This window comes from Actinomycetospora sp. CA-101289, from assembly GCF_050955895.1.
Lineage (GTDB): Bacteria > Actinomycetota > Actinomycetes > Mycobacteriales > Pseudonocardiaceae > Actinomycetospora.
In genome coordinates, this window is sequence record NZ_CP192093.1 from 1,129,005 (window position 1) to 1,154,695 (window position 25,691).

Consider the following 25,691-nt stretch of genomic DNA (forward strand, 5'->3'; position numbering starts at 1 on the left):
CGGGCACGAGGTGCCCGTGAGCCCGGACCCCTTCGACACGGCCGCCCTGCGCCGCGTCGTCCTCGACGCGTGGGCGGCGTCGCCGGCCCGCTTCCGCGAGGACGCGAACGCCGAGGAGGACCTGCTCCGCGGCGGGTACCGCGACCGCTGGTTCGTCGAGCTCGCCCAGAACGCCGCGGACGCCGCCGAGCGGGCCGGGACCACCACGGTGCTGCGGGTGCGCATCGTCGACGGTGCCGTGCACGTCGCCGGTGCGGGCGTGCCGCTCGACGCCGACGGGGTGGCCGCCCTGGCGTCGCTGCGCGCGTCGGCCAAGCGCGACGGCGGGGGCGTCGGGCGCTTCGGGGTCGGCTTCGCCGCGGTCACCGCGATCAGCGACGCACCGCGGGTCGTCACGCGCCGCGGGGACGGCACCGTCGCCGGCGTCGCCTTCGACCGGGCGCGCACGGCCGCCGCGGTCGCCGAGGCCGGGCCGGGGGCGGCCGAGGAGCTGGCCCGCCGCGACGGGGCGGCGCCGGTGCTGCGGCTGGTGTGGCCCACCGGTCCCGACGAGCCCGCCCCGCCCGCGGGCACGGACACCGAGGTCCGGTTGCCGCTGCGCGCCGGCCTCGACCCCGCCGCGCTGCTGGCCGCGGCCGCCGCGCAGGCCGAGGACCTGCTGCTCGCCCTGCCCCCGCTGCACGCGGTCGACCTGCCCGACGGGGTCGTCGCGCGCACCGCGGAGGGCGAGGGCACCGTGCGCGTCGGCACCCGGCGCTGGCACGTGCACCACGTCGAGGGCGCGATCCCGGCCGAGCTGCTCGCCACCCTCGCCGTCGAGGACCGCGCCCGCCCCGCCTGGCGCGCGACGTGGGCCGTCCCCGCCGACGGCCCGCCCCTCGGGTCCGGGCACCCCGACGTCCTGCACGCGCCGACCCCGACCGACGAGCGCACCACGCTGCCCGCGCGCCTGCTCGCCGCCGTCCCGCTCGACCCCGATCGCCGCCACGTGCGCCCGGGCCCGGTCACCGACCACGTGCTCGCCGCCGCGGCCGCCGCCTACCCCGACCTCGTGCGCGCCCGCCCGCCGCGGGAGCGCGCGGCGCTCGTGCCCCGTCCGGCGCTGCCCGGCTCCGCGGTCGACGCGGCGCTGCGCGACGGCGTGCTCGCCGCCCTGCGCACCGCCGCGTGGCTGCCCGCCGCCGGCGGGGGCGCCGCCGTGGCCCCGGCCGGCGCGCAGGTCCTCGACCTCGACCCCGCCGGTCCGCCCGACGTCCTCGCCGCCCTCGGCGAGCGGCTCGCCCCGGTGCTGCCGGGCCTCGTCGACAGCCGCCTCGCCGGTCCCGCCGATGCCGGGGCGCTCGCCGCGGTCGGCGTGGCGCGGGTGGGCGCCGCGGGCCTCGTCGACGCCCTGGCGGGCCTCGAGCGGCCGGTGACGTGGTGGCGCGCGCTGCTGGCGTGCCTCGCCGCGCTGCCCGCCCTGACCGGCGCGCGGGAGGAGCTGGGCGCCCTGCCGGTCCCGCTGGCCGACGGCCGCGTGGTCCTCGGGGCCCGCGAGGTGCTGCTGCCCGGCGGGGACACGGCCGTCGCCGAGCTCCTGGCCGCCGCCGCGGTCCCCGGCCTGCGGGTCGCCGCGCCGGGCCTCGACGACGACCCCGCGGTGCGCACGCTCCTGCTCGGCCTCGGCGCCCGTGCCCTCGAGGGGTCGGCGCTGCTCGCCGACGCCGCGCTGCGCGAGGCCGTCGAGCGCTCGGAGGACGACGCCGAGGCGGGCGCCGACACCGACGCCCTCGCCGACCTGGTGCTCGCGCTGGTGGCGGGGGGCGCCGAGGCCGGCCCCGAGCTGGGCGCGCTCGCGCTGCGCGCCGCCGGCGGCGGGCACCGGCGCGCCGACGAGCTGGTGCTGCCCGACGGCGCGCTGCGCGACCTCGTCGACCCCGACGGGCCGCTCGGGGTGCTCGACCCGGGCGTCGCCTCCGCCCACCCGCGGGCCGCGCTGGTCGCCGTCGGCGTCCTCGACGGCTTCGCCGTGCTGCGCGACGACGACCCCGTCGGCCCCGACCACGACCTCGACGACGAGGAGACGTGGTGGGCCGAGGAGATCGACCCCGCCGACCGTCCCGGCGGGACCCTCGCCGATCCCGGTCCGCTGGTCGCCGTGCGCGACCTCGACCTCGTCGCCCCCGACCGCTGGGACGCGGCGTGGCCGGTGCTCGCCGCCGACCGCGAGGTGCGCGAGGCCCTCGGCGGCGCGCGCCCCGTCGGGGTGCCCGGCGACGAGGGCCCGCGGCCCTACACCGCGTGGTGGCTCGGGCGGCACGGGCGGCTCGCGGGCCGCCCGCCCACCGCCTGGCGCCTGCCCGCGGCGGGGGCGGTCGACGGGCTCTACGACCCGGTGCCCGACGACGTCGCCGCCCGCCTCGACCCGGCCTTCCTCGCCGCGGTCGGGGTGCGCACGCGGGCGCGCGTCACGGGGGCCGACGACGCCGCCGACCTGCTCGCGCGGCTCGCCGACCCCGCCCGCCCCGTGACGGCCGCCCGGGCCGCCGCCGCCCACGCCGCGCTCGCCGACGCCGTGGCCGCCGGCCGGGTGCCGGTGGCCGACGTCGAACCACCCGCCCGCGTGCGCACCGCCGACGGGCAGGTCCACGACGCCGAGACCGGGTCGTCGGGCCGGGCGGGCCGCGGCGTCCCGCCGGCCGTCCTCGACCGCGCGCAGCTGGCCGGCGTCCTCCCGCTCGCGGCCCTCGTCCTGCCCGGCGGCGGCGACCCGGTGCTGCTCGCCGACCTGCTCGACCTCGCCCCCGCCTCCGAGCGCGTCCGGGTCACCGTGCGCGAGGGCGGTCGCCCGGTGCCGTGGGAGGATCTGGCGCCGGCCGTCGCCTGGGCCGCGGTGCTGGGCCGCCCGCTGCCCGAGGGCGCGCTCGTGCTGCACGACCGCCTGCGCGTGCTCGTCGTCGACGACGAGCGCGGCGGGGCGCCCGTCGAGTACACGCCCGCGGCGTGGGTGGACGGTGACGGCGTGGTGCACGCCGACGACCCCGTGCGCGGGCTGCTCGCGGCCCTCGCGCCCTGACTGACTACTCCGTCTTCTGGGCCCACTTGACGCCGCGGCGCTTGGCCCGTCGCTGGAGGCCCAGCACGATCAGCCCCAGCCCGCCGAGGCCGATGCCGACCAGGGCCGCGCCGAACCACACGTCGAGCGGGCGGGCGCCGGTGGCCGCGAGGACGCCGAGCACCACCGCGACGGCCACCCACACCGCGGAGCCGACGAAGATCGCCAGCACGGGGTCGGTCAGCCGGGTCGGCAGCGCCGGGGGCTCGGCGTGCAGGTCGAAGCGGGCCACGCCCCGCATCCTAATGTGAGTGATTTCCCCGGCGATCGAGCCGCGAAGATCACGCACATGGGATCCGGGTGAACTGGTTAGCCTGCCGCCCGTGCTGCAGCGCTACTTCCGTCTGAACGAGCGCGGGACCTCGGTCGCCCGTGAGGTCCGCGGTGGCGTCGTCACCTTCGTGACCATGGCCTACATCGTGGTCCTCAACCCCCTGATCCTCGGCAGCATCGACCCGGCGTCACCGTCGGCGAAGCGCGACGTCATGGGCATGACGCTCTCGGTGCCGCAGGTCGCGGCCGTGACCGCCCTGGTCGCCGGCGTCATGACGATCATCTTCGGGCTGGTCGCGAACTTCCCGTTCGCGATGGCCACCGGCCTGGGCATCAACACCCTCGTCGCGGTGTCGATCGCCCCGCAGGTCGGCTGGTCCGAGGCGATGGGCCTCGTCGTGGTCAACGGCGTGATCATCGTGATCCTCGGCCTCACCGGGTTCCGCACCGCGGTCTTCAACGCCGTCCCCGACCCGCTCAAGATCGCGATCGCGGCGGGCATCGGCGCGTTCATCGCCTTCATCGGCCTCGTCGACGCCGGTTTCGTGCGCCGCCTGCCCGACGCCGCGAACACCACCGTCCCGGTGGGCCTGGGCATCAACGGCTCGATCGCCTCGTGGCCCACCGCCGTGTTCTGCTTCGGGCTGGTGCTCACCGGCGTCCTCGTCGCCCGCGGCGTGCGCGCCGGGATCCTGCTCGGCGTGCTGGGCACGACGGTGTTCGCCGTCCTCGTCGAGGCGATCGTGCAGGTCGGGCCGTCGAACGGCACGAACCCGAAGGGCTGGAACCTCGGCTACCCGGGCCTGCCCGACTCGATCATCTCGGTGCCCGACCTCTCGCTGGTCGGCGACGTCTCGTTCGGCGCGTTCGCGCGACTGCCCGCGCTGGCGGTGACGCTGCTGGTCTTCACGCTCGTGCTCGCCAACTTCTTCGACGCCATGGGCACCATGACCGGCCTCGGTCGCCAGGCCGGGCTGCTCGACGAGAACGGGCAGCTCCCGCGGGTCGGGCGCGCCCTGGTCGTGGAGGGCGCGGGGGCGGTCGCCGGCGGCGTCGCGTCGGCCAGCTCCAACACGGTCTTCGTCGAGTCCGCGTCGGGCATCGCCGAGGGCGCGCGCACCGGGCTCGCCAACGTCGTCACCGGCCTGCTCTTCCTCGCCGCGATGTTCTTCACCCCGCTCTACGAGGTCGTGCCCGTCGAGGCGGCCGCGCCGGCGCTGATCATCGTCGGCGCCCTGATGATCGGCGGGGTGCGCGACGTCGACTGGTCGGACTTCTCGGTGGCGCTGCCGGTGTTCCTGACGATCGTCGTCATGCCGTTCACGTACTCGATCGCCAACGGCATCGGCGCCGGGTTCATCAGCTGGGTGCTGCTGCGGTCGGCCACCGGCCGCGTCCGCGCGATCCACCCGCTGATGTGGGTCGTCGCGGTCGCGTTCGTCCTCTACTTCGCGGTCACACCGTTGCGGGTGCTGTTCGGCCTGTGAGGTACTCGGTGCCGTGATCGAGCCCTACCAGGTGGTCGGCCTGGTCCCGACGATGCGCGGCATCCGGTACCGCGACGAGATCCAGCGCAACATCGAGCACCTCGAGCACCTGGTGAAGGCCGCGTCGTGGCTCTCGGCGATGGCGCTGCCCGTCCGGCTGATCACGATCCCGGAGGGCGCGCTGCAGGGCTTCAACGACGAGGTCCTCGACCACGACCACGAGTGGTTCGCGCGCGAGTGCGCGATCGACATCCCCGGCCCGGAGACCGACGCGCTCGGGCGCATGGCCGCGACGTACGACGCGTACGTCATGGCCACCGCGAAGGCGCGCCACCCCGAGTTCCCCGGCCGGTTCTTCAACGTCGGGTTCGCGATCTCGCCGCAGCAGGAGATCGTGCTGAAGCACCACAAGGTGGTGCCGCTGCTGCCCGTCGAGCACTCGGTGACGCCGCACAACGTGTGGGACCGGTGGGTCGAGCTCTACGGCGACGGCCTCGACGCCTTCTACCCGGTGGCCGACACCGAGATCGGGCGCCTCGGGAGCATGATGGCGAACGAGGCGTCGTACCCGGAGAACGCCCGCGGGCTGGCGATGAACGGCTGCGAGGTGGCCTACCGGGGGCCGTACCCCCACCCGCACGCCGGCAACGGCTTCTACGAGATCCAGAACAAGGCCCGGGCGCTGGACAACAACATGTACGTGGTGGCCAACCAGGTCGGCACGTACTACCTGGACGCGGACTCCGACATCCCCATCGACACCTTCGGGTCGCCGAGCATGGTCTGCGACTACCGCGGCAGCGTGGTCGGGGAGGTCGGGTACTCCGGCCACTCCACGTACCTGGCGGGCACGATCGACATCCCGGCGCTGCGCGACTTCCGCGCCCGCGCGCAGTTCGGCAACTGGATGAAGGACCTGACCACCGAGCAGTACCAGGCGATCTACCGGGACCCGATCTACCCGAAGAACCTCTACCTCGACCGCGCGCCCTACGGCCACGCGGAGTACCGCCGCGAGGTCACCGAGAAGCAGATCGAGCTCCTGCACGAGCGCGACGTGTGGCGGCGTCCCTGACCGGAGCCCTGGCCGGGCCCCGGGTGTGACGCAGGCCGGGCTCCGGTTGACACCACTGCCCGGTACCGGGAGCGTCGCGCCGATGGGTTGGGCACCGCTGACGCGCCGCAGGCACGTCGACCACGGGCTGCTCGCGACGACGCTCTGTCGTCACTGAATCGCTGCCCCCACGCCGCCGCACCGCCCCCTGCTCGCCCTCCACCCCCTCTCCGAGGAGGCCATTCGCCGTGTCCGTCGGCATCCCCACCGAGCCCCTGAAGTTCGCCTACTGGGTCCCCAACGTCTCCGGTGGCCTGGTCACCAGCGCCATCGAGCAGCGCACCGACTGGAACTGGGACTACAACCGCGACACCGCGATCGCGGCCGAGAACAACGGCTTCGAGTACGCGCTCTCGCAGGTGCGCTACATGGCCAGCTACTCCGCCGAGTACCAGCACGAGTCCACCTCGCTGTCGCTGGCGATCATGATGGCCACCGAGCGCCTCAAGGTCATGGCCGCCGTGCACCCCGGCATGTGGCACCCCGGCGTGTTCGCCAACTTCGGCGCCACCGCCGACCACCTGACGAACGGCCGCTTCGCGACGAACGTCGTGTCCGGCTGGTTCAAGGGCGAGTTCACCTCGTTCGGCGAGCCGTGGCTCGAGCACGACGAGCGCTACCGCCGCACCGAGGAGTTCATCCGCTGCCTCAAGGGGATCTGGGAAGAGGACCACTTCGAGTTCCGTGGCGACTTCTACCGGTTCCACGACTACACGCTGAAGCCCAAGCCCCTGAACACCCCGGAGCGGCCGCACCCGACGATCTTCCAGGGCGGCAACTCGACGGCCGCGCAGAAGATGGCCGGCCGGGTGTCGGACTACTACTTCTCCAACGGCAAGGACTTCGACGGCGTCATCGAGCAGCTCGACGTCATCAACGCGACGGCGGCCGAGCACGACCGCACCGTCAACTTCGGGCTCAACGGCTTCATGATCGTCCGGGACACCGAGAAGGAGGCCCGGGACACGCTGCGCGAGATCGTCGAAAAGGCGAACGTCGAGCAGGTCGAGGGCTTCCGCCAGGCCGTGCAGCAGGCCGGCGCGTCGGCGTCGGACAAGAAGGGCATGTGGGCGGACTCCTCGTTCGAGGACCTCGTCCAGTACAACGACGGCTTCAAGAGCCAGCTCATCGGCACCGCCGAGCAGGTCGCCGAGCGGCTCGTCGAGTACAAGAAGCTGGGCGTCGACCTCTCCCTGCTGTGCTTCCTCCACGTCAAGGAGGAGATCGAGCAGTTCGGCGAGAAGGTGCTCCCGCTGGTGCGCGAGATGGAGGCCGAGCTCCCCGACGCCCGGCCGGCGCTGGCGCAGGCCTGACTCCTACGTGAGCGGAATTCGCGGCGATGGCCGCGAATTCCGCTCACGAAGGGTCGCGCGGCCCAGCCGCGCCGCGTAGATCACGGCGCTGAGCAGGAAGAACGCGGCGGTCAGCAGGAGCCACGTGGTGGCGTAGCCCTGCGTCGTCATGCCCGCCGAGAAGAGGAACGCGCCCTCGGCGTGGCCCGTGATCGTCGGCAGGTAGATCAGCCCCAGCACGGCGGACGCCATCACCGGCAGCCGCACGTGGTTGGTCGCCGCGACGGTCACCGGACGCGCGGAGACCCGGCGGCGGACCCAGCGCGTGAGCACCAGCGACCGGTCCGCGAGCGCGTAGAGCGGGTAGAGCACGAGGTCGTGCGCGATCACCGCGCCGAGGAACCAGACGAGCAGGTACCAGGCGCTCGGGTCGGGGACGACGAACGTGAGCACGGCGCCGATCAGCGCGAAGCAGCCGAGCAGCGCCAGCAGGTGCAGCGGGTGCGAGCCGTAGAACCGGCGGAAGGCGTCCATCACGCGACCCGGAAGTCGATCGAGGCGACCCACTTGGTGTTGTGGACGCCCGGGAGCGCCGGGACGATCACGCGCGCCGGGAAGCCGTGGTCGAGCGACAGGTCCGCGAGCGGGCTCCCGTCGTCGTCGCCCACCCGCAGGGCGAGCAGGGCGTCGGGGTGGAGCACCTGGTTGGCCTGCAGCGTGGTGCGGGCGAACGCCCCGGAGGTCTCGACCGACGCGACGTACGCGTTGGCGGGCTCGGGGACCCCGGCGCGGGCCGCGAGGTCGCGCAGCCGCACGCCGCTCCAGGTCCGCGTCGTCGACCAGCCCTCGACGCACGCGATCGGCAGCGTCGCGGTGTGTTGGGGCATCGCGGCGAGGTCGGCGCGGGTGAGGGCCACGGCCACCGGGCCGCCGGTGAGGCGCAGCGTCCAGCCGTCGCCGACCGTGGGCGGGATCCCGGCGCCGAAGGCCGTGCGGTTGACCTGGAAGTCGTTCGGCCCGGTCCCGTAGGACTGCCCGCGCGGGTGCAGCAGGGCCAGCGGGCGCAGGGCGTCCCACGTCGACCCGATCGACAGGACGCCGACCAGCACGCCGCCACCGGCGACCGTGCCGAGCAGCCCGCGGCGGCTCATCGTCGGCGGTGAGGGGGCGAGGGCGACGAGGCCGTGCTCGTCGGGGGGCTCGGGGCGCGTCTCGTCGACGGTGTCGTGCAGCCACCGCCCGGGCGCCCCGGAGCGCAGCGACCGCACCATCGTCGGGAGCTTGATGACGACGTGGCTGACGAAGCCCGCGATGAACACCCACGCGCCCCAGTAGTGCGCGGTGTAGAAGCTGAAGCCGAACGAGTAGTCGTACTGGATGTTCATGATGCCGGTGATCAGCTCGAACAGGATGCCGCCGACCAGCGCGAGCAGCGAGATCCGCTCGAGCAGCGACGCGATCGAGACCACCGGCGGCCACGCGAAGAGCTTGGGCACCACCGACCACAGCTTGGCCAGCACCACCGGCACGAGCACCAGGCCGCCGACCACGTGCAGGCCCTGGGTGAGGCGGTAGAGCCACGAGGGGCTCGCCGGCCAGTCCCACAGCGGCAGACGCAGGAGCCCGACGTCGCCGGGGATCGCCTGCCCGAACTGCGGGCCGTAGGCGAGGTAGGACAGCAGGCCGGTGAGGATGACGATCGGCAGGCCGACGAGCAGGACCGAGGCGAACACCGACGTCAGCCACGGGCCGCGCAGGGGGCTGCGCCAGGTCCGGGGACTGAACGGCGGGGGCACCGGGATGCGCGCCAGGCCGCGCCACAGCCCGCGGGGGAAGCCGTAGGGCGGCTCGGGACGGGTCGGGGGCGGACCGTCGTCGACGACGGCTCGCTCCTCGCGGTCCTCGGTGGCACTGCTCACCGTGCGCCTCCCGTCGAGCGGCGCGGTGCCGCTCACGTGGGTGTCCGTGGTGGAACGGGTATCGGTTCAGTGCAGGGAACAGGATGAACACCGTCGTCTGACAGGAGCCCACGCGTGGCGGACAACGTCTACAGCAAGACCGAGATCGTCGGCAGCTCGGCGGACAGCGTCGACGAGGCGATCCGGGGGGCCGTCCGCCGGGCCTCGGCGACGCTGCGCCAGGTCGAGTGGTTCGAGGTCGTCGAGATCCGCGGGCACGTGCAGGACGGCGAGGTCGGGCACTTCCAGGTGACCCTCAAGATCGGCTTCGCCCTCGAGGACACCAAGTCCTGAGTCGGCACGTCCCCCGAACCGTTAGGTAAGCTCACGATCGTGATGCGTGGATGCGGGCCCCGGTGAGCGGCGGCACCTTCGCCGCCCTCCGGGTCCGCAACTACCGCCTCTTCGCCTCCGGCCAGGTCGTCTCGCTGGTCGGCACCTGGATGCAGCGCGTCGCCCAGGACTGGCTGGTCCTCGAGCTCTCCGGCGGCAGCCCCGTCGCCCTGGGCGTCGCCGCGGCGCTGCAGTTCGGCCCCACGTTGCTGCTCTCGCTGTGGGGCGGGGCGATCGCCGACCGCTACGACAAGCGCCGCCTGCTCATGGGCCTGCAGATCGGCATGGGCGCGTGCGCGCTCGTCCTCGGCCTGCTCGACGTCGGCGGCCTGGTCACCCTCGCCCAGGTCTACGTGCTGTGCGTGCTGCTGGGCTGCTTCTCCGCCCTCGACGGGCCGGTGCGCCAGTCGTTCGCCGGCGAGATGGTCGGCTCGGGCGGGCTGGCCAACGCCGTGGCCCTGAACTCGATGACGTTCAACACCGCCCGGATCCTCGGCCCGGCGGTCGCGGGCCTGCTCGTGGCCGCCGTCGGCACCGGCTGGGTCTTCCTCATCAACGCGGTCACCTTCGTCGCCGTGCTGGCCGGGCTGTTCGCCATGCGCTCCGCCGAGATGCACGCCTACGCCCGCGCGCCCCGCGAGCGCGGCGCCGTGCGGGCGGGGCTGCGCGAGGTCCGCCGGCACCCCGACGTCGTGCTGCTGCTGGTGCTCGTGTTCTTCGTGTCCACGCTCGGCATCAACTTCTTCGTGACGCTCGCGATCGTGGCGCGCAACGTCTTCGGCCGCGGCGCGGAGTCCTACGGCCTGCTCACCTCGGCGCTGGGCCTGGGCTGCCTGCTCGGGGCCTTCGGCGCCGCCCGGCGCGTGGGCCGCCCGCGCCTGCGCACGGTGCTCGTGGCCGCGGCGGTGTTCGGGGTCTGCGAGCTCGTCGCGGGCCTCATGCCGAACTACGCGCTCGTGGCCCTGCTGCTCGTCCCCACCGGTGCGGCCCAGCTGCTGTTCACCAGCGCCGCCAACGCCGCCGTGCAGCTCGGGGTCGACGAGTCGGTGCGCGGGCGGGTCATGGGCCTGTGGATGCTCGTGCTGCTCGGCGGCACGCCCGCGGGCGGGCCGGCGCTGGGCTGGCTGGCCGAGGAGTTCGGCGGCCGCGCGCCCCTGGTGCTCGGCGGCGCCGCGTCCGTGGTGGCCGCGCTGGCGGCGGGGCTGTGGGTGGTGCTGTGGCGGCGCCGGGAGGGCCGGGGCGGTGGGGATCAGCCGCCGGGCCAGTCGTGGACCGGCTCGTTGGCCTCCATGCCCTCGAGGTAGCCGCGCATCATCCGGCGGATCGCGGCGGGCCGGTCGGCGCCGTCGCGCTCGGCCTCGGCAACGGTGCGGACCTGCCACGTCGCGCCCGTGCACCGGCGCACACAGCGCTGCTCGATGATCCCCAGGTAGCGGTCGACCGCGGCCCCGTCGACGCCCCAGGCGGCCAGCCCCTCCTGGGCCAGCGGCAGCATCCGGCGCAGCGCCAGCTCGTCGGCCCGCACGGTGCCGATACCCGGCCAGTACAGCGCCGCGTCGATGCCGTGGCGCGCGCCGGCGGTGAAGTTGGCCTCGGCGGCGTCGAACGACATCAGCTGCCAGGGCGGGCGCTCGGACTCGGCGAGGGCGCGGATGAGGCCGTAGAAGAACATCGCGTTGGCCACGGCGTCGACGGCCGTCGGCCCGGCGGGCAGCACGCGGTTCTCCAGCCGCAGGTGCGGGACGCCGTCGGCGACGTCGTACACCGGGCGGTTCCAGCGCCACACCGTGCCGTTGTGCAGGCGCAGCTCGTGCAGGCTCGGCGGGCGGCCCGCGTCGAGCTCGGCGAACGGGTCCTCGTCCTCGGCCAGGGGCAGCAGCGCGCCGAAGTAGCGGACGTTCTCCTCGAACAGGTCGTAGGCCGAGTGCGCCCACCGGTCGCCGAACCACACCCGCGGGCGCACGCCCTGGTTGCGCAGCTCGACGGGCCGGGTGTCGACGGCCTGGGTGAACAGCGGGACCCGGGTCTCGGCCCAGAGGCGGCGCCCGAGCAGGAACGGGGAGTTGGCCGCGAGCGCCACCTGCAGGCCCGCGATGGCCTGCGCCGCGTTCCAGTACGCCGGGAACGCGTCGGGCGTGAGCTGCAGGTGGAGCTGCAGCGACGTGCAGGCCGCCTCGGGGGCGATCGAGTCGACGTCGAGGACGAGGTGCTCGGCCGGGGCGCCGCCGACGGGGCCGTGGCGCGGCGCGGGCGGCTCGGTGATGTCGAGGCGGAACGGCTCGCCGCGGGCGGTGAGCATCTGCCGGTTGAGCAGGGCGTAGCGCGGGTCCTCGGTGAGCTGGTCGGAGGCGAGGTGCTCGGCGGCGAGGGTGGGCAGGATGCCGATCGTCACCGCCCGGGCGCCGACGCCGCGGGCGCAGTCGCCGGCGGAGGACACCGCGTCGAGCACGTCCTGCTCGAGGTCACCCGCGCTGGCGCCGGGCAGCATCCGCGGCGGCAGGTTGATCTCGAGGTTCCAGCGCCCGAGCTCGGAGGTCAGGACGTCCGAGGCGGACCGGTCGAGCACGGCGTGGTTGAGCATCGCCGGGCGCATGTCCTCGTCGACGAGCGCCAGCTCGATCTCGACGCCGGTGCTGGGCTCCTCGGCGGCGAAGCGGCCCTCGGTGACCATCCGGCCGAAGGCCTCGAGGCACCGGTGGATACGGGTGCGGTACCGGGCCTGGTCCGAGGCGGTGAAGAGGGTGGCGGTGAGGTGCTGGCCCATTGCCCGCGCGGCTCCCGTCCCGAGTCCGACCTGATCGTCGGAGCTCCCGATGGAGCCCCGACCCCCTCACGTGCGTGCACCCCGACGCGCGGCCACGCTGACACAGCCCGCTGGAACACGCCAGGCGCTGACACCGTCCGTCCACGGAAAGCGTCCGTTCAGCGTACGGCAGCGCGGAGAGCGACCGTTCGTCGACGGAGCGTCACCACCAGGCGGGCGGTGCGCTGCGGCGTCACCCGCTGCGCCCGAAGTCCTCCGGCGAGATGTTGTCGAGGAACGCGCGGAAGCGGTCGACCTCGTCCTCGTCGGTCGCGGCGCCGCTCGCCGGCGTCTCCTCGGCCTCGTCGTCCTCGACCACGACCCCGGCGTCGGCGAGCACGCCCTCGGTGGCGTGGATCGGCACGTCGGCGTGCAGCGCGATGGCGATCGAGTCGCTGGGCCGGGCCGACACGCGCAGCCCGCGGTCGAAGACGAGGTCGGCGTAGAAGGTGCCGCCGCGGACCTCGGTGATCTCGATGCGCTCCAGGCGCCGCCCCAGGGCCGACACCACGTCCGAGATCAGCACGTGGGTCAGCGGGCGCTCGGGCAGACGGCCCTGCTGCTCGAGGGCGATCGCCTCGGCCTCGGCCAGCCCGATCCAGATCTGCAGGCAGCGCTTGCCCTGGGTCTCCTGCAGGAGCACCACCGGGTGCCTGCTCTCGCCGGCCCCGCTCGCGCCGCCCTGCTGCGTGGCGTCGTCCACGGCCAGCACGCCGACCACCCGCATCTCGCTCACGCGCCCAGCCTCCCACGTCCCCGGGCACTGCCGGGGGCTTCCGTTCCGTCGGCCACCGGGTGCCCGACCCGCGGGCCACGACACTCCTGCGACACCCCCGACCTCGCCGATCGCCGCCCTCCCCGGCGGGTCGGTGAGGTCTGGAACGATACGCACGTGGCGCGTGTGGTGGCGGTCGACGACGCGGCGGACCCGCGTCTGGCCGACTTCCGCGACCTCGCCCGCGCCGACCGCCGCCCCGACCGCCCGGGCGGCCGCGGGCTGGTGCTGGCCGAGGGCACGGTGGTGGTCCGCCGCCTGCTCGCCTCGGGGTACCCGCCGCGCGCCCTGCTCGGCGTGGCCCGGCGGATCGAGGATCTCGCGCCCGACCTGCACGCCACCGACGTCCCCGCCTACGTCACCGACGCCGACACCATGGCCGACGTCGTCGGCTTCCACCTCAACCGCGGGGTGCTCGCCAGCGCCGACCGCGCCCCGAGCCCCGACCCGGCGGCCCTGGTGGCCGGCGCCCGCCGGGTGGCGGTGCTCGAGGGCGTCAACGACCACGAGAACCTCGGCGCCCTGTTCCGCAACGCCGCCGCGCTCGGGGTCGACGCCGTCCTCGTCGGCCCCGGCTGCGCCGACCCGCTCTACCGCCGCAGCGTGCGCGTCTCGATGGGCCACGTCCTGCGCGTGCCGTTCGCCACCTGCGCGCTCGACACGGCCGTCGCCGCGCTGCGCGACGCCGGCTTCACCGTCGCCGCCCTGACCCCGGCGGGCGGCCCGTCGGCGCTGGCCGCGCTCGCGGGCCATGAGCGGCTCGCGCTCCTGCTCGGCGCCGAGGGCCCGGGGCTGTCGGAGGAGGCGCTCGCGGCCGCCGACGTCCGGGTGCGCATCCCCATGGCCGGCGACGTCGACTCGCTCAACGTGGCCACGGCGGCCGCCGTCGCCTTCCACACCACCGCTGTGGCCACGGGGCCGCTGCGGTGAAGGTCGTCGAGGTGCGGGCCGTGCGCGGCCGCGTGATGGTCGCGGGGGTGCCGCTGGGGGACCAGGGCGTCGAGGGGACGGCCGGCGGGCGCACCTGGGGCCTGCCGCCGGACCTCGTCGACGCGCTGCAGGAGTGGGCGCGGGTGGCCGCGACGGTCCGCCCGCTCGCGGCGGTCCCCCGGGCGCACCCGACGGCCCCGCCGCCCGCCCCCGACCCGGCCGCGGACTCGGTCAGCCGCCGTGGCCGCCAGCTCGCCGCCCGGGTCTCGGTCGAGCTCGCCGTGCCCGTCGACTACTGCGACCCGGTCACGGGCCACCGTGTCGCGCTGCGCGCCGTCACGCGCACCCCGCACCCGCCCCCGGTGCCGCTGCCCGTGCGCGCCGTCGAGGGCGACGGGGCGGCGCCCCACCCGACCGGCGAGGGCGACGGCACGCCCTCGCCCGCGGCGGCCGCCGCCGAGGCCACGCCCTGGGGCACGGGGCTGGTGCTCGCGGTGCTGGTCGCGGGCCTGGTGCTGCTGGCCAACCTCGCGCTCGCCGCGCCCCTGATCACCGGGCTGGGCGTGCTCGGCCTCGCGGTCGACGCCGCGGTCGTCGCCGGCCTCGTGCCCGCGCTGTGGCTCAACCGCCACGTGCCCACCTGGCGCTGGGCGGTCTACGGGACGTTCGCGGGCACCGGGCTGGCGCTGCTCTTCCTGGCCGTCGCGGCGTTCTGAGCCGGTCCTGGGCGGGTCCTGGGGTCGATCTAGGCGCGCGGCGAGCGCGTGCCCAGCAGGACGTCCTCCCAGGACGGGACGATCGGGTGCGTCCGCCGGCCGCGGCGACCGGCGTCCTCGGGCGGCACGGTGGCGGTGGCGGCACCGGGCTCGTCGCCGTCGCGCCGCTCGGTGCGGGGCACGGGCACCTGCTCGCCGGTGGCCGGGGGTGCGGGGACGGTCGCGGGGACGTCGGCGGGGACGTCGGCGGGCGGCACGACCGGGCGCGACGGGCGCGCCCCGCGCCGGGCCGTGGGAGCGCCGCGGCGGCCCGAGGGGGGCGTCACGGGAGGCGTGCCGCGTCCCGACGTCGCCGGCCCGCGCGCCGGGGTCGTGTCGCCCGAGACGGCCAGGGCCGGCGTGTCCTCGGGCGCCGCGACGGGCTCCGGGGCCGGTTCCGGAGCAGCGGCCGGGGTGCCGTCGCCGCGGCGCGGGCCGCCGACGGGGTCCTGGCCGAGCAGCTCGCGGGCCGCGTCGTCGCGCGGCTCGACGGTGCCGCCGGCGGGGCCGGGGCGGTACGTCCAGCGGGCCGTGTTGTCCGAGCGCCCCGCCTGCCACGAGAGCGTGACGACCCACTGGGCGTCCTCGCCCTTGCACGCGTCCCAGCGGGCCTCGTCGTGGTCCTGGCCGCGGGCGGAGAAGGTGGCGGCGAGGATCTCGCCGAGCGTGCGTCCGTCGGTGCGGGCGGGGTCGGCGGGCAGCAGGGGGTGGGCGCGCCGGGCGATCTCGGCGACCCGGGCGCGCTCGAGCAGCACCGGGTAGGCGAAGCGCTCGACGTGCGCGACCGTGACCCCGCCCGCGGCGGCGACCTGGTCCACCGACTCGCCGGCGCGCACCCGGGCCTGGATGTCGCGCGGGCGCAGCGGGCTGGTCACCTCGATCTCCATCTGGCCGAGGCGCCGCACGTCGCCGCGGGCCGCGGCGCGCAGCCGCTCGTCCCCGGCGACCGCGAAGCGCTCGTGCCGGATGGGGTCCTCGAAGATCACGGTCTGGTGGTCGTCTGCCAGGCCGACGACGCGCAGCTGACGCATCCAGGCCTCCCCGTCGGCTCGCGGCCCGGGCCCCGGACAACACTGCCGCTCTGGGTGAGCGGTGGAGGGGGCGCCGTGCTCGCCCACCGACGCTAGGCGACCCCTCTCCCCGGACGAGGGAGGCGCGCCGCCCGTGTCACGGGTCAGGAGTGGCCGGAGTGAGCGGTGGACACGGGCGGGGCGCCCTCCTCGGAGCGCCCTCGCCCGTTCAGCCCAGCGCGGTCACGTCAGACGCTCGACCACCCAGTCGATGCAGCGGGTCAGGGCGGTGACGTCGTCGGGCTCGACCGCCGGGAACATCCCGACGCGCAGCTGGTTGCGGCCGAGCTTGCGGTAGGGCTCGGTGTCGACCACGCCGTTGCTGCGCAGGATCGAGGCGACGGCCGCGGCGTCGACGTCGTCGGAGAAGTCGACGGTGCCCACGACCCACGAGCGGTGCTGGGGGTCGGTGACGAACGGCGTCGCGAACGGCGACTCCTCGGCCCAGGTGTAGAGGCGGTCCGAGGAGTCGCGGGTGCGCCCGGTGGCCCAGTCGAGCCCGCCGCCGGCGTTCATCCACTCGATCTGGTCGGCGAGCAGCAGCAGCGTCGCCACCGCCGGGGTGTTGTAGGTCTGGTCCTTGCGGGAGTTGTCCAGCGCCGTGGGCAGCGACAGGAACTCGGGGATCCAGCGCCCGCCCGGACGGTCCCGGTCGATCTCCTCGACGCGCTCGAGGGCGGCCGGCGACATGATCGCGATCCAGAGCCCGCCGTCGGAGGCGAAGGACTTCTGGGGGGCGAAGTAGTAGACGTCGGACTCGCTGATCTGCACCGGCAGGCCGCCGGCGCCCGAGGTCGCGTCGATGGCGACGAGCGCGTCACCGGACCCGCTGGGCCGCGTGACGGGCACGGCGACGCCGGTCGAGGTCTCGTTGTGGGCCCAGCCGATGAGGTCGGCGCTGGGGTCGGACGTGGGGGCCGGGGCGCTGCCCGGGTCGGCGGAGACGACGATCGGGTCGGCGAGGAACGGCGCGCCCTTGGTCACCGAGGCGAACTTCGAGGAGAACTCGCCGTAGGTCAGGTGCAGGCTGCGCTCGCGCACGAGGCCGGCCGCGGCGGCGTCCCAGAAGGCGGTGGTCCCGCCGACGCCGAGCACGACCTCGTAGCCGTCGGGGAGGGAGAACAGCTCGCGCAGGCCGTTGCGCACCCGGCCGACGATCGACTTGACCGGCTTCTGGCGGTGCGAGGTCCCCATCACGCCGGCGGACTCGGCGAGGTGGGCGAGCTGCTCGGGGCGCACCTTCGAGGGGCCGCACCCGAACCGCCCGTCGCTGGGCAGGAGCTCGGCGGGAATCTGCAGCGTGTCGGTCGACGTGGTCACGGCGGCCATCTTCGCAGCGCGCCCGCGCCGTCGCTGTCGTGTGGGCCACTGTCACGGGCTTTGCCAGCGTGGCGGCCACGCTTGCACTCAACGCCAGGAAAGGCCCCACGATCACCCGGCTCAGGCCGAGCGCGCCACGTCCGCCACCGGCCGCGCGCCCGGACCCACGTACTGCGCCGACGGCCGCACGAGGCGCCCGGTGCGCCGCTGCTCCAGGACGTGCGCCGCCCAGCCGGCGGTGCGCGCGCACGTGAACATCGCCGGCATCATCGGCGCCGGGACGCCCGCGAGGTCGAGCACGACCGCCGCCCAGAACTCGACGTTCGTCTCGATCGCCCGGTCCGGGCGACGCTCGCGCAGCGCCGCCAGCGCGGCGGCCTCGAGCGCCGCGGCCGCCTCGAAGCGCGGGGCGGCGAGCTCGCGGGCGGTGCGCCGCAGCACGCGGGCCCGGGGGTCCTCGGCGCGGTAGACGCGGTGCCCGAAGCCCATGAGCCGCTCGGAGCGGTCGAGCACCCCGCGCACCACGGCCTCGGCGTCCCCGGTCCGCTCGACCTCCTCGAGCATCGGCAGCACGCGCGCCGGCGCCCCGCCGTGCAGCGGGCCCGACATGGCCCCGACCGCCGCCGACAGCGCGGCCGCGGCGTCCGCCCCGGTCGAGGCGACGACGCGCGCGGTGAAGGTGGACGCGTTGAGCCCGTGCTCGGCGGCCGAGACCCAGTAGGCGTCGAGGGCGCGCACGTGGACGGGGTCGGCGTCGCCGCGCCAGCGCCGCAGGAAGCGCTCGACGGGGTCGGCGACGCCGTCGAGCTCCGCCTCGGGCACCGGCGGCAGGCCGTCGCCCCGGGCCGCGCGGGCGGCGAGGACCAGCGCGGCGGCCGCCCCGCGGGCGAGGTCGTCGCGGGCGCGCTCCGGGGTGGCGTCGAGCAGCGGCAGCAGCGACCAGCGCGCCCCGAGCAGCGCCAGCCCGGCCTGCACGTCGACGCGGACGTCGCCGCTGAACGGGGGCTCGGTGCCCGGCTCCTCGTGGGGCAGCGGCCGCCCGAGGTCGCCGTCGACGAGCAGCCCGAACACCTCGCCGAACCCGACCGTGCCCACGAGGTCCTCGATGTCGACGCCGCGGTAGCGCAGCGCGCCGCCGTCGCGGTCGGGCTCGGCGATCTCGGTGCGGAAGGCGACGACGCCCTCGAGCCCGGGGGAGTAGCCCGGGGGCGGCGGCGGGACCGACGTGGAGGCGGGAGCAGCAGGGGTCAAGAGGTCCTCCTCGCAGCACGACGCGGGGACCCGGGTGCGGGCCCCGCTGCCCGACGGACCCGCCGGTCCGCCGGGGTGTGGCGACGCGTGGTGGGCCCGCGTGCACGGTGCGCCGCGCGTGGGCCGAGGGGCTATGTGGGCCTGCTCACGTCGCCCCGGGAGTGACCGGGGATCTGTCGCGGACGGCGCCGGATCCCTACCGTGCGCCCGGGAAACGGACACCGGACGCACGAAGCCGATGAGGAGGCCGGGTGACGAGCACGGGCGCGGAGCTGCCGGGCATGCGGGAGGACTACCGGTCCGCGTCGCTCGACGCCGCCGACCTGGCGGACACGTGGCACGCCCAGCTGCTCGCCTGGATCGCGGCCGCCCGCGAGGCCGGCCTGCCCGACGCCAACGCCATGGTGCTCGCGACCGCCGACGACGAGGGCCGCGTGACCACGCGCACCGTCCTGGCCAAGGACGTCGACGAGCGCGGGGTCACGTTCTTCACCAACTACACCTCGGAGAAGAGCCACCAGCTCCGCCAGACCCGGCGCTGCTCGGCCACGTTCCCGTGGCTCGCGCTGCAACGGCAGGCGACGGTGATCGGCACCGTCGAGCTGGTCTCCCGCGAGGACACCCTGGCCTACTGGCGCACCCGGCCGCGCGGCTCGCAGCTCGGCGCCTGGGCGTCGCCGCAGTCGGCCGTCGTGCGCGACCGCGGCGCCCTCGACGACCAGCTCGCGACCGTCACCGAGCGCTTCGCCGACGAGGAGGAGATCCCACCGCCCCCGCACTGGGGCGGCTGGCGGATCACGCCCACCCACGTCGAGTTCTGGCAGGGCCGCCCCGACCGCCTCCACGACCGCCTGCGCTTCCGGCGCACGGACCCGGGCTGGGTGGTGGAGCGCCTCGCGCCCTGAGGGCGCAGGATTCCCCGGTGCCACGGGATCGATCAGCGCGCGGGTTCCTCGCCGACACCACGCCGCTGCGCACGCCGGCGTTCCGGCGGCTGTGGATCGCCGCGATCATCACGGTCGTCGGCGCGCAGCTCACGGTCGTCGCGGTCCCGACGCAGCTCTACCAGCTGACGGGGTCGTCGACGTGGGTCGGGCTCACCGGGCTCTTCGGCCTCGTCCCGCTGATCGTCTTCGGCCTGTGGGGCGGTGCGATCGCCGACGCGGTCGACCGGCGCGGCCTGCTGGTGTTCACCGGCACGGGGATCGCGGTGACGTCGACGCTGCTGGCGGTCGTCTCGCTCACGGGCGTCGGTGGGCCCTGGACGATCCTGACCCTCTACGCGGTGCAGAGCGCGTTCCTCGCGGTCAACCAGCCGACCCGGGCGGCGGTGCTGCCACGGATCCTCCCGCACCACGAGCTCCCGGCGGCCAACACGCTGCTGTTCACCGTGAACCAGCTCGGCTCGATCGCCGGCCCGCTGCTGGCCGGGGTCGCGCTGACGTTCACCTCGGTGGGCACGCTCTACATCGTCGACGCGGTCTGCCTGACCGCGTCGATCTACGCGGCCTACCAGCTCCCGCGCCTGCCCGTCGCCGACGGCGAGCCGGGCGGCCTGCGCGGGGCCGTGCACGCGGTGCGCCGCAGCGCCGGGTTCCGCGACGTCCTCGCGGGCTTCCGCTACATCGCCATGAGCCAGGTCCTGCTCGTCTCGTTCCTCGTCGACGTCGTGGCCATGGCCGTCGGCATGCCGCGCGCGGTGTTCCCCGAGGAGGCGGTGACGGTGTTCGGGGACCCGCCCAGCGGCGGCCCCGCGCTCGGCGCCCTCTACGCCTCGATCGCGATCGGGGCGACGCTCGGCGGGCTGTTCTCCGGGCGCCTGCACGGCATCCGCCGCCAAGGGGTCGCGGTGACGGTCGCGATCTGCGTCTGGGGCCTCGGCGTCGCCCTGTCCGGGCTGACCTCCATGCTGTGGCTCGCCGTCACCCTGCTGGCCGTCGCGGGCGCCGCCGACCTCGTCAGCGCGGTGTTCCGGCAGACGATGCTGCAGGTCGTCGCCACCGACGAGATGCGCGGCCGGATGCAGGGCACGTTCACCGTCGTCGTCGCCGGCGGCCCGCGCCTGGGCGACCTGTGGCACGGCCCCGCCGCCGCGGCCTTCGGCCCCCAGGCGGCGACGACGATCGGCGGCGTCGGCGTCATCGTGCTCACGCTGCTCGTGGTGGCGATCTTCCCGGTGTTCTGGCGCTACCGGGCGCCGGTCGGGGACGACGACACCGTCGGCTGAGCCCCTACTCCGCGACCTCGCTGCGCTGCTCCTGGCGCTGCTCGCCGTGCTGCTCGTTGCGCCGCGACCCCGGCGCCGCGGCGTGCGGGAAGCCGAGCCCGTGCTGGGGCACCTCGGGGGAGGCGGAGTCCAGCGGGACGGCCGGCGAGCGCACCAGCCCGAGCTGGGCGGTCTGGCGCGGCAGCAGCGCGTCGAGGGTCCAGTCGACGGCGGTGCGGATGCGGTTGCCCGGCATCGACATGAGGTGGTAGCCGCGGGCGACGACGTGGGCGGGCGTGCCGGTGAGCTTGATGCCCAGCGGGTTGGCCGCCGCCTGGAAGCCGCCGAGGTCCACGACGAAGCCGAGATCGCGGTGCTTGTAGGCCTTCTCGCGCCCGTGGCCCAGCGACGCGGCGACGTTGCGGCCCGCCAGCGTGCCCTGGCGCTCGGCGTGCTGGGCGGTCATCGCCGTGTACTGGCCGGGCCGCGCGCGGTCGGGGACGGCGGCGGCGTCGCCGCACGCGAACACCTCGGGGTGGCCGGGCACGCGCAGGTGCGAGTCGACGACGAGCCGGCCCTGGTCGACCTCGAGGCCCAGGTCGTCGATCAGCGGGTCCGGGCGCACGCCGACGCACCACAGCAGCGTCCGGGTGGGGATGGTGTCGCCGGACGTGAGGCGCACCCCGTCGCCGGTGGCCTCGTCCATCTGCTCGTGGGTGCGGACGTCGACCCCGCGCTCGCGCAGCACGCGGTCGGCGGTGTGCGCGAGGTGGTCGGCGAGCCCGGCCAGCACCTCGCCGCGGCTGACCAGCACCCAGTGCGGCTCCTCGAGGCCGCGGCTGCGCGCGAGCTCCTTCATGAACAGCTGGCCCTGCGCGGCGACCTCGGTGCCCGTGTAGCCGGCGCCGACGACGACGCAGGTCAGGCGGGCCGCGCGCTCCTCGGGGTCCTCGGACATCGTGGCGAGCTCCACCTGCCGGATGAGGTGGTCGCGCAGGTAGAGCGCCTCGGGGACGCCGCGGAAGCCCTGGGCGTACTCGGTCACGCCGGGCACCGGCAGCACCTTGTGCACGCTGCCGGCCGCGATGACGAGCCGGTCGTAGGTGGTCTCGTGGTGGGCGCCCTCGGGGTCGAGCCAGCCGATGCGGCGCTGGTCGAGGTCGAGCTCGTCGACCTCGCCGGGCGCGTGGCGCACGCAGGCCGGCAGGGCAGCCCGCAGCGCCACCGTGATGCGGCGCGGCTCGAGGATGCCGGCGGCGACCTCGGGCAGCAGCGGCAGGTAGAGGAAGTAGTTCGTCGGGCTCACGAGGAGGATGTCCACCGCGTCGCCCATCCGCTTGGAGAGGGAGCGCGCGGCCTTGAAGCCCGCGAAGCCGCTGCCGACGATGACCACCCTCGGCGGGCGTCCGGTGGTGGGCCCCGTGTCGTCCGTCATGCCCTGCACTGTTTCCGCTCGGGGGCACCCGTCAAACCGGGCACGCACGGCCGACCCCCGATCGTCACAGCGTTAACGTGGGCCGGTGCCCCCCACCGGCGAGCAGATCGACCTCGTGGCGGCGGACGGCCGCGCCGTCGTGACCGGGGTGGGCGCGGGTCTGCGGGCGCTCGCGCTCGGCGGCCACGACCGCGTCGAGGGCTTCGACGTGGAGTCCACGCCGCCCAAGGGGGCGGGCATGGTGCTCGTGCCCTGGCCCAACCGCATCGCCGGCGCGCGGTACACCTGGCGCGGCGAGGCGTACGCCCTGGAGGTCACCGAGCCCGCCCGCGGGCACGCCATCCACGGCTTCCTGCGCCGCCGGCCGTGGACGGTCACGGCGCGCGCCGAGGACGCGGTGACGCTCGCCGCGGACGTCGACCCCGCCTGGGGATGGCCCGCGGCGCTGCACGTCGAGACCGCCTACGCGCTCGCGCCGGGCGGGCTCACCGTCACCCACGCCCTGACCAACACCGGCGACCGCGACGTCCCCGCCGCCCTGGGCACCCACCCGTACCTGCGCGTCGGCGACGCCGCCCCCGACGACTGCGTGCTGACCCTCTGGGCCGACCGGGTCGTCGACGTCGACGACGCCCTCGTGCCCACGGGGGTGCGCCCGGTGACCGCGGCCGAGGACCTCCGCGCCGGGCGCCGCGTCGGCGACCTCGCCCTCGACACCTGCTTCGGCGTCGCGCCCGCGCCGGACGGGACGCTCGGCGTGCTCACCGCGCCCGACGGCCGCGCCACCGCCCTGTGGGGTGACGCCGACGTCCGCTGGGTGCAGGTCTTCACCCCCGACGACCTCGACGGCCGCGGCCGCGCCGTCGCCGTGGAGCCGATGACCTGCCCGCCCGACGCCGCGCACTCGGGCACCGACCTGCACGTCCTCGCGCCGGGGGAGACGTGGACGGTCCGCTGGGGCATCCGGGACGCGGAGCGAAGCGGAGCCGGACCATCCGACGCAGTGCGGGACGACACGTGAGCGGCCGCGTCGTCGTCGGCGGCGAGGCGCTGGTCGACCTCGTCCCCACCGACGGCGCGGCTGGTGTCGGCTCGGCCGGCGGCGACCCGGCCCTGCGCCCCCTGGCCCCGCGCCTGGGCGGCGGGCCGTTCAACACCGCCGTGGGTCTCGGGCGCCTCGGGGTCCCGACGACGATGCTGACCCGCCTGTCCACCGACCCGTTCGGCGACGCGCTGGTCGCGCGGCTCGAGGCCAACGACGTCGACACCGCCCTGGTGCAGCGCGGCCCCGAGCCGACCACGCTGGCCGTCGTCACCCTCGACGCCGACGGCGCCGCGCGCTACGCCTTCCACGTCGAGGGCAGCGCCGACCGCCTGGTCGCCGACCCGGGCGAGCTCCCGCCCGACACCGCGGCCCTGGCGGTCGGGACGCTCTCGCTGGTGCTCGAGCCCGGCGCGAGCCGGTACGCCGCACTGGCGCAGCGGGAGGCCGGGCGCGGGCGGCTGGTCAGCCTCGACCCCAACTTGCGGCCCGGGCTGGTCGACGACCCCGACGCCGTGGTGGCCCGCCTCGACGCGATCGCGGCCGTGGCCGGGCTGGTCAAGCTCTCCGACGAGGACGCCGAGCGGTGGGGGCGCACGCCGTCGGACCTGCTCGACGCCGGCGCGGGCGCCGTCGTGCTGACCCGGGGCGCGGACGGCCTCACCGCGCACACCCGCGGCGGCGGGGTCGTCGAGGTGGCCTCGGACGAGGTGGGCCCGCTGGTGGACACCATCGGCGCCGGCGACAGCGTCCATGCCGCCGTCCTGGCCTGGCTGGCGGACCGCGACGCCCTCGACCGCGACGCCGTCGCCCGCCTCGACGCCGACGCGTGGAGCGAAGGGCTGCGGTTCGCCGCGCGGGCCGCGGCCTGGACCGTGTCCCGCGCCGGCGCCGAGCCCCCGTGGCGCGCCGAGCTCGACGGCACGGCACCCGGCCGTCACGAGAGTGACGCGGACCACGTCGGGCGGCGGCGAGGCTCGTGATGCGTCACGGACCGCGCGAGCGCTACGGTTCGCGCTCGTACGAACCCCGACTGTTGCGGGAGTGCGCCGCGGGGACACCCCCGGCGCGCCGGCGGTCCGGCTCGAAGCCCGCGGCCGGCGCCGCCGCCCCTCCCGCTCACGACGCTCGTGAGAGGGACTGACTGCCGATGGCCAGCGAGGACTCCGAGAAGCGCACCGCCACGCTGTCCTACCCGGGCGGCGAGCACACGATGGAGATCGTCGAGGCGACCGAGGGATCCTCGGGGGTCTCGCTCGGCAAGATGCTCGGCGAGACCGGGCTGATCACCCTCGATCCCGGCTTCGTGAACACGGGCGCGTGTCGCTCGGACATCACCTACATCGACGGCGACGCCGGCATCCTGCGCTACCGCGGCTACCCCATCGAGGATCTGGCGAAGAACTCGACGTTCGTCGAGACGAGCTATCTGCTGATCTACGGCGAGCTGCCGAACAAGCAGCAGCTCGAGACGTTCACCGACCAGATCCAGCGGCACACGATGCTGCACGAGGACCTCAAGAAGTTCTTCGACGGCTTCCCGGTCGACGCGCACCCGATGCCGGTGCTCTCGTCGGCGGTCTCGGCGCTGTCGACCTTCTACCAGCGCAGCCTCGACCCCTTCGACGAGCCCAACGTCGACCTGTCGAGCGTCCGGCTGCTGGCCAAGGTCCCCACGATCGCGGCCTACGCCTACAAGAACTCGATCGGCCAACCGTTCCTCTACCCGGACAACTCGCTGGGCCTGGTCGAGAACTTCCTGCGCCTGACCTTCGGCCTGCCCGCCGAGCCCTACGAGGTCGACCCCGACGTCGCCAAGGCGCTCGACATGCTGTTCATCCTGCACGCCGACCACGAGCAGAACTGCTCGACGTCGACGGTGCGCATGATCGGCTCCTCGCAGGCCAACCTCTTCGCCTCGATCTCCGGGGGCATCAACGCCCTGTTCGGCCCGCTGCACGGCGGCGCCAACGCCGCGGTGCTCTCGATGCTCGAGGGCATCCGGGACAACGAGGGCAACGCCGACGAGTTCGTCCGCAAGGTCAAGAACAAGGAGCCGGGCGCCCGGCTGATGGGCTTCGGGCACCGGGTCTACAAGAACTACGACCCGCGCGCCGCGATCGTCCGCGACACCGCCCGCGGCATCATCGAGAAGCTCGGCGGCGGCGACGAGATGCTCGACATCGCCATGCGGCTCGAGGAGTTCGCGCTCGAGGACGACTACTTCGTGGAGCGCAAGCTCTACCCGAACGTCGACTTCTACACGGGCCTGATCTACCAGGCGATGGGCTTCCCGACCGAGATGTTCACGGTGCTCTTCGCCATCGGCCGCCTGCCCGGCTGGATCGCCCACTGGCGCGAGATGATCGACGACCCGGACACCCGCATCGGCCGCCCGCGCCAGGTGTACACGGGGCCCACCGAGCGCTCGTACGTGGACCTGAGCCAGCGCTAGACCGATCGGCCGCACCCCCGAACGAACGAACGGCGCTCTCGCTGCTTCCGACGCAGCGGGAGCGCCGTTCGTGCGTTCAGCGGCCGGGCGGGGCACAT

Annotated in this window: 22 protein-coding genes; 13 read left to right on the plus strand and 9 right to left on the minus strand. The window is 75.3% G+C overall.

Going from position 1 to position 25,691, the window contains the following annotated elements; genetic code table 11:
• Positions 1-16 precede the first annotated feature (16 nt).
• Positions 17-3,055 (plus strand): sacsin N-terminal ATP-binding-like domain-containing protein, encoded by a 3,039-nt coding sequence (locus ACQPX6_RS05605; RefSeq protein ID WP_433786062.1) that lies wholly within the window; start codon positions 17-19, stop codon positions 3,053-3,055.
• A 4-nt stretch (positions 3,056-3,059) separates the two neighbouring features.
• On the opposite strand, the gene ACQPX6_RS05610 is transcribed toward ACQPX6_RS05605, so the two are convergent.
• Positions 3,060-3,326, minus strand: a complete 267-nt coding sequence (locus ACQPX6_RS05610) for a DUF2530 domain-containing protein (protein ID WP_433786063.1) — start codon at positions 3,324-3,326, stop codon at positions 3,060-3,062.
• Between the two features lie 82 nt (positions 3,327-3,408).
• Here ACQPX6_RS05610 and ACQPX6_RS05615 point away from each other — a divergent pair, with 82 nt between their 5' ends.
• From ACQPX6_RS05615 to sfnG, 3 genes are all read left to right on the plus strand, one after another.
• Positions 3,409-4,854: an NCS2 family permease gene (locus ACQPX6_RS05615; RefSeq protein ID WP_433788195.1), complete on the plus strand. Its 1,446-nt coding sequence runs from the start codon at positions 3,409-3,411 to the stop codon at positions 4,852-4,854.
• A gap of 13 nt (positions 4,855-4,867) precedes the next feature.
• Complete coding sequence (locus ACQPX6_RS05620) at positions 4,868-5,929, plus strand: nitrilase-related carbon-nitrogen hydrolase (RefSeq protein WP_433786065.1); 1,062 nt, start codon at positions 4,868-4,870, stop codon at positions 5,927-5,929.
• Between the two features lie 227 nt (positions 5,930-6,156).
• Complete coding sequence (sfnG, locus tag ACQPX6_RS05625; RefSeq protein WP_433786066.1) at positions 6,157-7,281, plus strand: dimethylsulfone monooxygenase SfnG; 1,125 nt, start codon at positions 6,157-6,159, stop codon at positions 7,279-7,281.
• A gap of 3 nt (positions 7,282-7,284) precedes the next feature.
• Here sfnG and ACQPX6_RS05630 read toward each other — a convergent pair whose 3' ends face one another.
• Positions 7,285-7,794 carry a hypothetical protein gene (locus ACQPX6_RS05630; RefSeq protein ID WP_433786067.1) on the minus strand — a complete coding sequence of 170 codons (510 nt, stop codon included), beginning with the start codon at positions 7,792-7,794 and terminating at the stop codon, positions 7,285-7,287.
• A complete protein-coding gene (locus ACQPX6_RS05635; protein ID WP_433786069.1) occupies positions 7,794-9,179 on the minus strand; it encodes a molybdopterin-dependent oxidoreductase in 1,386 nt (461 codons plus the stop codon). The genes ACQPX6_RS05630 and ACQPX6_RS05635 overlap by 1 nt, the downstream gene beginning before the upstream one ends.
• Positions 9,180-9,293: 114 nt before the next feature.
• Between ACQPX6_RS05635 and ACQPX6_RS05640 the strand changes: the two genes are divergently transcribed.
• On the plus strand, positions 9,294-9,512 hold the full coding sequence (locus ACQPX6_RS05640; protein WP_433786070.1) for a dodecin: 219 nt from the start codon (positions 9,294-9,296) through the stop codon (positions 9,510-9,512).
• 50 nt (positions 9,513-9,562) lie between these two features.
• Positions 9,563-10,855 (plus strand): MFS transporter, encoded by a 1,293-nt coding sequence (locus tag ACQPX6_RS05645; protein WP_433786072.1) that lies wholly within the window; start codon positions 9,563-9,565, stop codon positions 10,853-10,855.
• Here ACQPX6_RS05645 and ACQPX6_RS05650 read toward each other — a convergent pair.
• On the minus strand, positions 10,801-12,315 hold the full coding sequence (locus tag ACQPX6_RS05650) for a glutamate--cysteine ligase (protein WP_433786073.1): 1,515 nt from the start codon (positions 12,313-12,315) through the stop codon (positions 10,801-10,803). The genes ACQPX6_RS05645 and ACQPX6_RS05650 overlap by 55 nt on opposite strands.
• Positions 12,316-12,547: 232 nt before the next feature.
• Positions 12,548-13,090 carry a bifunctional nuclease family protein gene (locus ACQPX6_RS05655; protein ID WP_433786075.1) on the minus strand — a complete coding sequence of 181 codons (543 nt, stop codon included), beginning with the start codon at positions 13,088-13,090 and terminating at the stop codon, positions 12,548-12,550.
• A 156-nt stretch (positions 13,091-13,246) separates the two neighbouring features.
• On the opposite strand from ACQPX6_RS05655, the gene ACQPX6_RS05660 reads away from it, so the two are divergent.
• Positions 13,247-14,059 (plus strand): TrmH family RNA methyltransferase, encoded by an 813-nt coding sequence (locus ACQPX6_RS05660; RefSeq protein WP_433786077.1) that lies wholly within the window; start codon positions 13,247-13,249, stop codon positions 14,057-14,059.
• Entirely contained in the window at positions 14,056-14,775 is a 720-nt protein-coding gene (locus tag ACQPX6_RS05665) for a DUF2537 domain-containing protein (RefSeq protein ID WP_433786078.1), read from the plus strand. Before ACQPX6_RS05660 ends, ACQPX6_RS05665 begins: the two co-directional genes overlap by 4 nt.
• Before the next feature lie 29 nt (positions 14,776-14,804).
• Here the strand turns inward: ACQPX6_RS05665 and sepH are convergent, their stop codons facing one another.
• The 3 genes from sepH to ACQPX6_RS05680 all read right to left on the minus strand — a co-directional run bounded on the left by sepH (position 14,805) and on the right by ACQPX6_RS05680 (position 18,455).
• On the minus strand, positions 14,805-15,845 hold the full coding sequence (gene sepH, locus ACQPX6_RS05670) for a septation protein SepH (protein WP_433786079.1): 1,041 nt from the start codon (positions 15,843-15,845) through the stop codon (positions 14,805-14,807).
• A gap of 222 nt (positions 15,846-16,067) precedes the next feature.
• On the minus strand, positions 16,068-17,204 hold the full coding sequence (gene serC, locus ACQPX6_RS05675; RefSeq protein ID WP_433786081.1) for a phosphoserine transaminase: 1,137 nt from the start codon (positions 17,202-17,204) through the stop codon (positions 16,068-16,070).
• Between the two features lie 120 nt (positions 17,205-17,324).
• Positions 17,325-18,455 carry a citrate synthase 2 gene (locus tag ACQPX6_RS05680; protein WP_433786082.1) on the minus strand — a complete coding sequence of 377 codons (1,131 nt, stop codon included), beginning with the start codon at positions 18,453-18,455 and terminating at the stop codon, positions 17,325-17,327.
• A gap of 281 nt (positions 18,456-18,736) precedes the next feature.
• On the opposite strand from ACQPX6_RS05680, the gene pdxH reads away from it, so the two are divergent.
• A complete protein-coding gene (gene pdxH, locus ACQPX6_RS05685; protein ID WP_433788196.1) occupies positions 18,737-19,360 on the plus strand; it encodes a pyridoxamine 5'-phosphate oxidase in 624 nt (207 codons plus the stop codon).
• 17 nt (positions 19,361-19,377) lie between these two features.
• Entirely contained in the window at positions 19,378-20,682 is a 1,305-nt protein-coding gene (locus ACQPX6_RS05690; protein ID WP_433786083.1) for an MFS transporter, read from the plus strand.
• A gap of 4 nt (positions 20,683-20,686) precedes the next feature.
• On the opposite strand, the gene ACQPX6_RS05695 is transcribed toward ACQPX6_RS05690, so the two are convergent.
• The gene (locus ACQPX6_RS05695) at positions 20,687-22,096 is read right to left on the minus strand and encodes an NAD(P)/FAD-dependent oxidoreductase (RefSeq protein WP_433786085.1); all 1,410 of its coding nucleotides are present in this window, start codon (positions 22,094-22,096) and stop codon (positions 20,687-20,689) included.
• Between the two features lie 85 nt (positions 22,097-22,181).
• Between ACQPX6_RS05695 and ACQPX6_RS05700 the strand changes: the two genes are divergently transcribed.
• The 3 genes from ACQPX6_RS05700 (at position 22,182) to ACQPX6_RS05710 (ending at position 25,593) form a co-directional block, all read left to right on the plus strand.
• On the plus strand, positions 22,182-23,117 hold the full coding sequence (locus ACQPX6_RS05700) for an aldose 1-epimerase family protein (RefSeq protein WP_433786086.1): 936 nt from the start codon (positions 22,182-22,184) through the stop codon (positions 23,115-23,117).
• Positions 23,114-24,121 carry a carbohydrate kinase family protein gene (locus tag ACQPX6_RS05705; protein WP_433786087.1) on the plus strand — a complete coding sequence of 336 codons (1,008 nt, stop codon included), beginning with the start codon at positions 23,114-23,116 and terminating at the stop codon, positions 24,119-24,121. Before ACQPX6_RS05700 ends, ACQPX6_RS05705 begins: the two co-directional genes overlap by 4 nt.
• Before the next feature lie 167 nt (positions 24,122-24,288).
• Positions 24,289-25,593 carry a citrate synthase gene (locus tag ACQPX6_RS05710; protein ID WP_433786088.1) on the plus strand — a complete coding sequence of 435 codons (1,305 nt, stop codon included), beginning with the start codon at positions 24,289-24,291 and terminating at the stop codon, positions 25,591-25,593.
• Positions 25,594-25,691: the final 98 nt, after the last annotated feature.

Bases quoted from the DNA above. Each gene is read 5' to 3' on its own strand.
- ACQPX6_RS05630 (WP_433786067.1), bottom strand. From the start codon at position 7,794: ATGGACGCCTTCCGCCGGTTCTACGGCTCGCACCCGCTGCACCTGCTG.
- ACQPX6_RS05645 (WP_433786072.1), top strand. From the start codon at position 9,563: ATGCGGGCCCCGGTGAGCGGCGGCACCTTCGCCGCCCTCCGGGTCCGC.
- ACQPX6_RS05650 (WP_433786073.1), bottom strand. From the start codon at position 12,315: ATGGGCCAGCACCTCACCGCCACCCTCTTCACCGCCTCGGACCAGGCC.
- sepH (WP_433786079.1), bottom strand. From the start codon at position 15,845: ATGCGTCAGCTGCGCGTCGTCGGCCTGGCAGACGACCACCAGACCGTG.
- pdxH (WP_433788196.1), top strand. From the start codon at position 18,737: ATGCGGGAGGACTACCGGTCCGCGTCGCTCGACGCCGCCGACCTGGCG.
- ACQPX6_RS05695 (WP_433786085.1), bottom strand. From the start codon at position 22,096: ATGACGGACGACACGGGGCCCACCACCGGACGCCCGCCGAGGGTGGTC.
- ACQPX6_RS05710 (WP_433786088.1), top strand. From the start codon at position 24,289: ATGGCCAGCGAGGACTCCGAGAAGCGCACCGCCACGCTGTCCTACCCG.